A 9,182-nucleotide genomic window follows, 5' to 3' on the forward strand; every position below is an offset into this window, starting at 1 on the left:
AGTATTAAAAAAGGCTGGATTCATTGAGAATTCAGCCTTTTTGCAATCAGATTGACGATAAAATGCATTACCAAAAGACAGAGTGATAAGCGTGATTCTTTAAATTAAAAAAGCATCAAATAACCATAAAAATCCATTAATCGCAGTGATACCGACCACCATACTGACCAGTAGTTGACGGCTAATATGATAGATAAACAATACCAGTAACAGAGCGCCAATTTGTGCCATTAATAAATGCAGCTCTGGGCTAGTCAAAGCTGTATTCTGCAATAGACCTTGATAGGACAAGCTGGTCAAAATTAACAATACCATGACAGACAGCGGTAAACTCTCATTTAACCTGTGTAGCCAAGGGGTATCAAGCAGCTTTTTGGGTATCAAAGCGGGTAGGGCGCGGGTCATAAAAGTCACTGCTGCCATCGCAAACGTTGCCATAATCAGATAACTACTGTTCATGATCATCTCCCACCGCGCTCAATTTTGTCCAAAAACCTCGTGCTAAAATCATCAGTATACAGATACTAATGGCGACCAATAATAGCCAGCTGCTAGTGAAAAATGAAGCGACGACCAGAGCAATAACCGCAATAATAATAGGGAAGTAACGTTTGATGCTTTGAAATTGCTCATACGCCAAAATGGCAAATAAACACACCAAAGCAAAATCTAAATGGGGTACCAAATCACTGAGAGTATTGCCAATCATCACCCCAATCGCACCTGCTAATACCCACCAGCTTTGGTTAAAGAAACTTATGGGCACTATCAAAGATTGCCGTGATTCATTCGGCAAACTGGTTATGACCGAAAAAGTCTCATCGGTTAGGGCAAACAAGCAATAGCTCTTGGCTATTTTGTTTTTGGGAAGATATTGCAATAGGGGCATACCATAAAAGACGTGACGCAGATTAATGGCAGCGATGTTGGTAGCGATACTACCGATGGGTAATCCAGCACTTAACATCGGTAAGCAGGCATATTGAGCGGCACCTGCGTATAAGACAATGCTGAGCATAATCGTTGCCCATACTGGTATGCCCGCCACTTGTGCCAACACGCCAAAGGCAATGCCTGCAGGCAAATAACCCATGGCAACTGGCAAGCTTTTTTTAAAACCTTCGGCCCAGTCATAGCCCTGTACTTGAATTTTATGGATCTCATTTGATTGAGTGTTCACGTCATGTCCTAGTGTTTACTGTTTTATGTATTCTCAAATTTTATAAGAGAGTGATGGTGCAATGCTGATCAATCAATGGTCAAGCTGGAGTTTTTCATAGCTGCCTGTTTGATGAGCATGATATAAAAACCCAGCGAGTATCAACATTCTAAGCAATAATAAGCTCCATACGCTAAGCCAAATGCCAGTTACGTCCCATTGCTCATAAAGTAGCCGACTCAAGGGGAAAAAGATAGCTGCGAGTATAAGGGCTGCATTACGGATAATATTACCTGCTGTTAAACCAAAAAATATCCCATCTAACCAATAAGCACCAACCCCAACCAGTGGTAGTAAAACAGCATATAGATGATAATCATAGGCGAGGCTAAAGACAGCATCGATATTGGTCATAAACGCTAAGTATATAGGCATTGCAAGCCACCATATCGCACTTAGAATAATAGCAAGACCGTAGCTCACGATACCGGTACGCTTGACAATGATGCGAAATCGTACCCAGTCGCGTCGTCCAGCTGCTTGTCCACTCAAGGTTTCCGCAGAAACTGCCACCCCATCAAGGGCAAAGGCTGAGATACTCAATACTTGTAATAAAATGGCATTGGCTGCCAATATGATATCGCCGCTTTGGGCAGACAAGCGAGTAATCCAAGCGAAGCTTAAGGTTAGGATAAGCGTACGGATAAAAATATCTTTATTTAATGAAAATAGCCTAAGCATTTTATTCTTACTAAAATGCTGCGGATCAGCGGTAAATAATGCTCGCCAAGAGATTTTCAAATGTAGACGACTGAGCCATAATGCCAGAACCACGCCCATCCAAAAAGCTATTGCTGTTCCCAAGGCGACACCGACTAAGCCCATATCCATCGCAAAGACAAAGAATAGTGTCAGAATGATATTAGCGATGGCGATAAAACCTTGTTGATATAGCATATAACGAGTCTTACTTTGACCTGCAAACCAGCCAATAAAAGCAAAATTCATCAGCTCAGCAATCACACCCCAAAAACGCACATCTAAATAGGTCTTTGCCGCAGCGCCACTGTCAGGATTGGCGGACAGTGCCCGTAGACCGATATCAATGAGCCAAGGCTTTGTCAGCAGCAAAACCATGCCAATCATAAATGCCAAAACCAAAGCACGTTGTAAGATTGACAATAGCGGTGATGGCACATGGTTATTGTTAGAGAAATCTTTATTATTCAGTTGACCTAATGCTTGCGCCGACAGCCCAGATGACGCATATTGCAAAAAGTTAAAACTGACAAGCAGCAAGGAGAGCAGCTGTACGGCAAGCCCGATGCCAGCAAGCTTTGCCGTATCATTCATATTGCCAATAATTGCCGTATCGATCACACTTTGCAGCGGCATGGCAAGATTTGCCAATAATACCGGCAATGCAATAGCGATAATACGCGCATAGCGAGTATCAATGGGCGACATAGTGGTTGGCGGTAAGGCATTTGACATAAGACAATCACTTAGACAGGCAAATTTAGCATGTTTATAAATAGTGTTAAGGATAAGCTGTCATAGCAGCGTTCGAACTTTTAACTATCGGTTTAATCATTTATTTTGTTTGAGATATACATAGACAAAAGCACCTAGAGTCTAGGTGCTTTTGTCATGATAACGCTTATTAACTTACTTAAGAGAGAGTTTACTCAGTAAGCTCAAATGCCATTATCAATCTTGCTCATACATTTTTGGATCATTAAAGGTCACGATTTCTTCTTCAAACTCAGGTTTTACTTTAACAATAAAGTCATCACGTGATAGACCCATCGCTAGCGGAATCGAGCTTGCAATATAGGTTGAGGAGTAAGTACCAGCAAGTAGACCAATAAACAGCGCCGCTGAGAACCAGAACAAACCATCACCGCCCAAAAATAGCATCGCAAGGACAACTAACAATACCGTAGAAATAGTCATAATGGTACGGCGTAGCGTCTCTGTCAATGACAGATCAATCGTTTGACGCGGCGTGATACCACGGACGCGGCGGAAATTTTCACGAATGCGGTCATAAACGACGATGGTATCGTTCAATGAGTAACCTATCAATGCCAAGATAGCCGCTAACACTGTCAAATCAAACGGGAAACCAAATAAGGCAAAGACGCCGATGGTCACGATAGCATCATGGAACAAGGACAATACCGCACCAAGCGCCAGCTTGAACTGGAAACGTAGGGCGACATACCCAAGCATACAGGCTAGTGCGAGTACAATCGACATGACAGAGCTTAGATAAATCTCATTACCTACTTGGCTACCGATGATATTTACATTGCTGATTTCAACATCATTATTAGGAAGTTTTAATGCATCACTAAGACTAGCATTAAGCCCATCAACGTTATCAGATTGGGGGGGCAAGCGTATGAGCAGCTCTTGCGAGGTACCAAGATACTGCACAATGGCATCATCAAAGCCATTATCTGCTAACGCATTGACCACATCACCTTGCTCAACAGATTGCTCATAGCGCACATCTGCTGACACGCCGCCAGTAAAGTCGAGACCAAGGTTTAAGCCATTGACCGCAATCGCAATGATACTACCGATTACCAAGATGATGGATAAAATACCCATGGGCTTTTCTATCTTCATAAAAGGGATAATACGCTGATCACCAACGGCTTTGATACCGCCTTCGGCATAAGCAGCAGCATCGTCAGCAGCATCACCTAAGTCTAAATTAGGGTCGATAGCGGCAGTCGCGAGCACGTGGCTGTCTTTACTCGCATGTTCGCCGCTACGCTGCTTTTTACTGGCTGATTTCTTAGTAGTGGCGTTATTGGTTTGGGTATTGCTACCCTTACCATCACGGCGCGGTTTTTTGCGCCCACGTCCAGTTGCTGTACTATTTGAGCCGTTGGGTTCAGGATTGTTCTGTTGTTCTAGGGGGTTGTTATTATCGATGGCCATAGTTTTCTCCTAACCGATGCTCAGACGTTTGATAGATTTACGCTTACCATAAGCAATTTGTATCAGCGCACGGGTGACCAAAATGGCCGTAAACAGCGAGCTGACAATACCAATCGCTAAAGTAATCGCAAAGCCTTTAATCGGACCTGTACCAATCGCAAATAAGATAAAGGCGACCAGTAAGGTTGTGATATTGGCATCGAAAATACTACTATAAGCACGATCAAAACCCGCTACGATAGCTGATTTCGGCCTCACTCCATTTGCCAGCTCCTCACGAATACGCTCAAAAATCAGAACGTTGGCATCGACCGCCATCCCAATGGTCAATACAATACCAGCGATACCAGGTAGCGTCAGTGATGAGCCTAAGATGGACATAATAGAGATGATGATAATAACGTTAACCGCTAGAGCGATATTGGCAATCACACCAAACAGGCGATAGAAGATAATCATAAACGCAAAGACCAATAAGTAACCTACCTGCGTAGAGAATAAGCCTTTATCGATATTTTCCTGACCCAGTGATGGACCAATGGTGCGCTCTTCAACGAAATACATTGGTGCTGCCAATGCGCCTGAGCGTAGTAACAGTGCAAGCTCAGCGGCTTCAGCACTACTATCAAGACCGGTAATACGGAATGATGAGCCTAGTACCGCTTGAATATTGGCACGGTTAATGACTTTTGTTTCAGCATAGGGCGTACGAACTTCAACAGTTTCGCCAGTGGCTGGGTCTTCTTCGTAAGCGATGCGTTGTTTGTTTTCAATAAACAATACAGCCATTTGTTTGCCAACCGCGGTACGGGTAGCGTTTTGCATGAGCTTACCACCAGCACTGTCTAAGGTGATACTAACTTCAGGTGAGCCGCTTTCATCAATACCAGTCTGAGCATTGGTGACTTTATCACCAGTGACGATCGCTTGGCGCTCTAATAATACAGGCGGTCCATCAAGGGTTTCAAATGGGAACGCTTCAGTACCGGCAGGCGGTATCCCGCCTGTATAATTTTCGGCACCTTCAGCGACCATACGGAACTCAAGGTTGGCTGTACGACCAAGGACACGTTTTGCCTCAGCGGTATCTTGTACACCAGGCAGCTCAACGACGATACGGCTAGCGCCTTGTGACTGTACCAAGGCTTCTGTTACCCCAAGCTCAGCAATACGATTGCGTAGGGTGGTGAGATTCTGATTGACCGCATAGCTGTTGATTTCATCAAGCGTCGCATCGTTATACGCCAAAATCAGGGCAGGACCTTGCTCATCGATAGAAGATTGCAGCGTAAAAGTATTGCCCATCGAGCTTTGCAACACGTTTTGTGCGCGGTTACGAGCGTCTGTATCAGAAAAATGCAATACCACAGTACGCTTGTCGTTTTTGATACCTTTAACCGCAATACGCTCAGCTCTTAGGTCGCGTCGAATATCACGACTGGCACTGGTCAGACGTTGTTCAAGCGCCTTGTCCATATCCACTTCTAAGACGAAACGGACACCGCCGCGTAAATCAAGACCGAGTTTCATGGGCTTTGCGCCGATATCGCGTAACCACTGCGGTGTTGTCTGCGCTAAATTCAGTGCAACCACATAGTTCTCACCCAAATTTTGTCTCAATACTTCCTGAGCTTTGAGCTGATCAACTGGGTTGTCCAAACGTACTAGGGCACTGTTGTCTTTAAACGTACCATCATGGTAGTTCAAGCCAGCTTCTTTTAATAAGCCTTGCGACTCAGTCAAGATGCCTTCAGACAGCTGCGTACCTGCTGCGGCACTGGTTATCTGTACAGCAGGTTCGTCAGGGTATAGGTTAGGAGCAGCATATAGACCGGCAATGATTAGTACGACGATGATGAGTAGGTATTTCCAAGCGGGATATTGCATAATCACTTCTTTAAGTTGATAAACTACTGGCGACACAGGTCACAAGTTAGCCGATGGGAAGTTAGCGATAACAGTGAGGCGGCACTTATTCAGTTGCTATAGCAGCCATGATAGTGTGCCACTGCGATCATCCGCGATGATAGTAAAACATAAAACGGTAAAGTCAAAAATGACCGTAAATAATGTACGGTCATTTCATAGTCATTACAACTATTAATTGATACTGAAAATAATAACGGTAAATCATTATCTTAGTGATCAATTAGCATACTGCCGAGTCACGATTAAACGCTTTCGATAGTACCAGCTGGCAATACTGAAATAACAGAAGCACGTTGTACTTTGATATCAGTATTATTGTTTAAGCTGACCACTGCATAATCGCCTTCTAAATGTTTGATACGACCCATCAAACCACCAGCAAAGATGATTTCACTGCCGACTGTCAAAGCATTTACCATAGCGCGATGCTCTTTAGTACGTTTTGATTGTGGACGAATCACCAAAAAGTAAAAAATAGCGAAAAAAGCAACTGGTAGTAAAATTTGACCGAATAATGAAGCGGCACCGGCAGTTTCTGCAGCATGAGCAGCTTGGATAAATAACAACATAGTTTCTCTCGACAAGTTATAGATAACAATTAATTTAGACGCATAGTAGCAAAAAATACCGGACTTGGTAACTGTTAATCATAAGCTGGGTATGTTTTTCTTAAGCTAAAGACTGGTTAAACATGCGCCATTTTGCCTAGCTTGGTTTTTAAACTGTCTATACTATATGCAATCTATTCATTTACCAAATAAGCCTAAGATTAAATAGCGACTATATTAAAAAAGTAAATTGATATTTTCTGATTCTAAAGTGTATCGTGATTATTGGAATATATAGCGATTTATTGTGAAATAAGCATAGCAATGCTACTATCAGAGGCAGATAGGCATCAGTCTTTATAGTAGGGTTTATGCCATGGCACTGAGTGATATTCACTTATTTATATAGCAAAAATCCATACTGTATCAGATAATATTTTTTCACTGCTGCCGTCTGCTCATGATATATTGTGACTTCCTTTTTCTTCTTTATTTAGGTTACCTAACTTGTTCACCTCTTTTGTATCTGTACCTCGTTTACATCGTTCGCGTGCTTGTCGTAAAGACGCCTCTGCCAAACCTCCCCCGACGATGCGTGGCGATACTCGCTTGAGTATCAAATTATTATTAGTATTATCGGGCGTAACATTGCTGCCCCAAACGGTTTGGGCGGCTGAAGCTTTGGCAGACCCAAGTGCTAGTAGCATACTACTGCTCATCTTATTTGTGGTAGTAGCGATTGGTATCTCATTTATCTGTTCGTTGGCAGAGGCTGCATTGCTCAGCATGACCCCGTCATATATTGCTGACATTCAAGAAACCAATCCAAAAAAAGCAAATATGCTGAAAAGCTTAAAGGTTGATAATATCGATCAGTCTTTGGCAGCTATCTTGACCCTAAATACAGTGGCGCATACTTTAGGCTCTATTGGTGCTGGTGCACAAGCAACGATTGTATTTGGTAGTGCATGGTTTGGTCTGTTTTCTGCAATCATGACATTAGCGATTTTGTTTTTGTCGGAAATTATGCCAAAAACGCTTGGAACAATATACTGGCGCCAGCTAGGTGGCGTTGTTGCTTATTTTGTCCGCGGTATTATATTGCTACTGTATCCACTTATTTGGATATCAGAGAAGCTCACCAAGCTGCTTGTACGCGGTAAAGAGCCGCAGGCGTTTAGCCGTCGTGAGTTTGCCGCGCTTGCCAGTATTGGTGAAGAATCAGGACAGATCGACCCATTAGAGTCGCGTATCATTCGTAACTTACTGGCATTTGGTGCTATTAAAGTCGAAGATATTATGACGCCGCGCTCAGTGATGCTGGCGTTTGAAGAAAATAAAACCGTTGCAGAATTATTGGTTGATCGCCCAAAGCTGACATTCTCAAGATTACCAATCTATGACGGTGATTTGGACAATATTACAGGCTTTGTATTAAAAACGGACATGCTATTGGCAAAGGTGAATCATGCTGTCGATAGACCATTGACGCAGTTTAAACGAGATATCACCTTTGTATTCTCAAAAATGAAGTTATTTGATCTACTAGAGCTGATGCTCAAAAACCGTATCCATATTGCTATTACGGTTGGTGAGTATGGCGAAGTCAAGGGCTTGGTTACTTTAGAAGATGTGTTTGAGACACTATTGGGTCTTGAAATTGTTGATGAGATAGACCGTGTTGAAGACATGCAAGCATTAGCTCGGCAAATGATGGACAGACGTGTTGAGCGTTTGGGTATGAAGCTGAGTGATGATGAGCATTATGAAGACTATAACGCTGACAATAAATGATAATAAATAAATGTGTGCCCTGTGAGATTTATCGCAAGAATTACACAGGGTGTCACATAGCTGTGAGAATTAAGTGATAGGCTAAAACTAGCCTGACAAGAGGCTGCTAAAAATCTAGTATAAAATTCTTGTTAAACATGTTGATTAAGAGAACACTGATTCAGTTGTCAATAAAGGATCAACGGCAGATGCTGTTATAGATAGAGCAGCTATTGGATATAAACAGTGTTCTATAATTTACGACGAGTAGCGCAGCCGTTAAGAATAGACTGCGCTCACACTAAGGAATATCATGAAACAATTTTGGCGAACAGGGCTATTGGCTCTATTGATGAAAAGTGCTAGTGTGACCGCAATAGTCGCTGTTAGCACCATGACTATCGATGCGCAGGCAGCAACTATGACAGAAGCCTTAGTACAGAATTACGCGTCTGCTATGAAAGCTGCGGCTAATAGTCAAAATACCAATCAGGTCGCGCGTTTGGTTTCTGATGAGGCATTGATTTCATTGTCAAGAAAAGGCAAGTCTACCAGTTTGGATAAAGACGCCTATTTAAAGCTGCTACAAAATAGCTGGAGCAATACTTCAAACTATCGCTATGATATCAATGTTGACAATATTGTGATTTCAGGTGAGCAAGCAAAAGCCAATGTAACGACCAATGAAAGCTGGGTCAAAGATGGACAAAAAGTCTCGTTTGTAACCACATCACGGGTAACCCTGACTTTGTCTACTGGTAATGCGGTACTTTTACGTGCGGTATCCCAAGTTACGATTAACTAGTTTTTATCTAATA

At 42.7% G+C, this 9,182-nt stretch carries 8 protein-coding genes; 2 read left to right on the top strand and 6 right to left on the bottom strand.

The window, feature by feature from the left end; genetic code table 11:
• Window positions 1-99: 99 nt before the first annotated feature.
• From ABYU67_RS04200 to yajC, 6 genes are all read right to left on the bottom strand, one after another.
• Window positions 100-459 carry an AzlD domain-containing protein gene (locus ABYU67_RS04200; protein WP_372843758.1) on the bottom strand — a complete coding sequence of 120 codons (360 nt, stop codon included), beginning with the start codon at window positions 457-459 and terminating at the stop codon, window positions 100-102.
• Window positions 449-1,180 carry an AzlC family ABC transporter permease gene (locus ABYU67_RS04205; RefSeq protein ID WP_372843759.1) on the bottom strand — a complete coding sequence of 244 codons (732 nt, stop codon included), beginning with the start codon at window positions 1,178-1,180 and terminating at the stop codon, window positions 449-451. The genes ABYU67_RS04200 and ABYU67_RS04205 overlap by 11 nt, the downstream gene beginning before the upstream one ends.
• Before the next feature lie 72 nt (window positions 1,181-1,252).
• On the bottom strand, window positions 1,253-2,653 hold the full coding sequence (locus ABYU67_RS04210) for an MATE family efflux transporter (protein WP_372843760.1): 1,401 nt from the start codon (window positions 2,651-2,653) through the stop codon (window positions 1,253-1,255).
• A gap of 216 nt (window positions 2,654-2,869) precedes the next feature.
• Window positions 2,870-4,114, bottom strand: a complete 1,245-nt coding sequence (gene secF / locus ABYU67_RS04215; protein WP_372843761.1) for a protein translocase subunit SecF — start codon at window positions 4,112-4,114, stop codon at window positions 2,870-2,872.
• A gap of 9 nt (window positions 4,115-4,123) precedes the next feature.
• Entirely contained in the window at window positions 4,124-6,001 is a 1,878-nt protein-coding gene (gene secD, locus ABYU67_RS04220; protein WP_372843762.1) for a protein translocase subunit SecD, read from the bottom strand.
• A gap of 284 nt (window positions 6,002-6,285) precedes the next feature.
• Window positions 6,286-6,612 carry a preprotein translocase subunit YajC gene (yajC, locus tag ABYU67_RS04225; protein ID WP_372843763.1) on the bottom strand — a complete coding sequence of 109 codons (327 nt, stop codon included), beginning with the start codon at window positions 6,610-6,612 and terminating at the stop codon, window positions 6,286-6,288.
• A 486-nt stretch (window positions 6,613-7,098) separates the two neighbouring features.
• Between yajC and ABYU67_RS04230 the strand changes: the two genes are divergently transcribed.
• Entirely contained in the window at window positions 7,099-8,385 is a 1,287-nt protein-coding gene (locus ABYU67_RS04230; RefSeq protein ID WP_372843764.1) for a hemolysin family protein, read from the top strand.
• A 292-nt stretch (window positions 8,386-8,677) separates the two neighbouring features.
• The gene (locus tag ABYU67_RS04235; protein ID WP_372843765.1) at window positions 8,678-9,169 is read left to right on the top strand and encodes a hypothetical protein; all 492 of its coding nucleotides are present in this window, start codon (window positions 8,678-8,680) and stop codon (window positions 9,167-9,169) included.
• The last annotated feature ends 13 nt before the right edge of the window (window positions 9,170-9,182 follow it).

Source organism: Psychrobacter sp., assembly GCF_041554015.1.
GTDB lineage: Bacteria > Pseudomonadota > Gammaproteobacteria > Pseudomonadales > Moraxellaceae > Psychrobacter.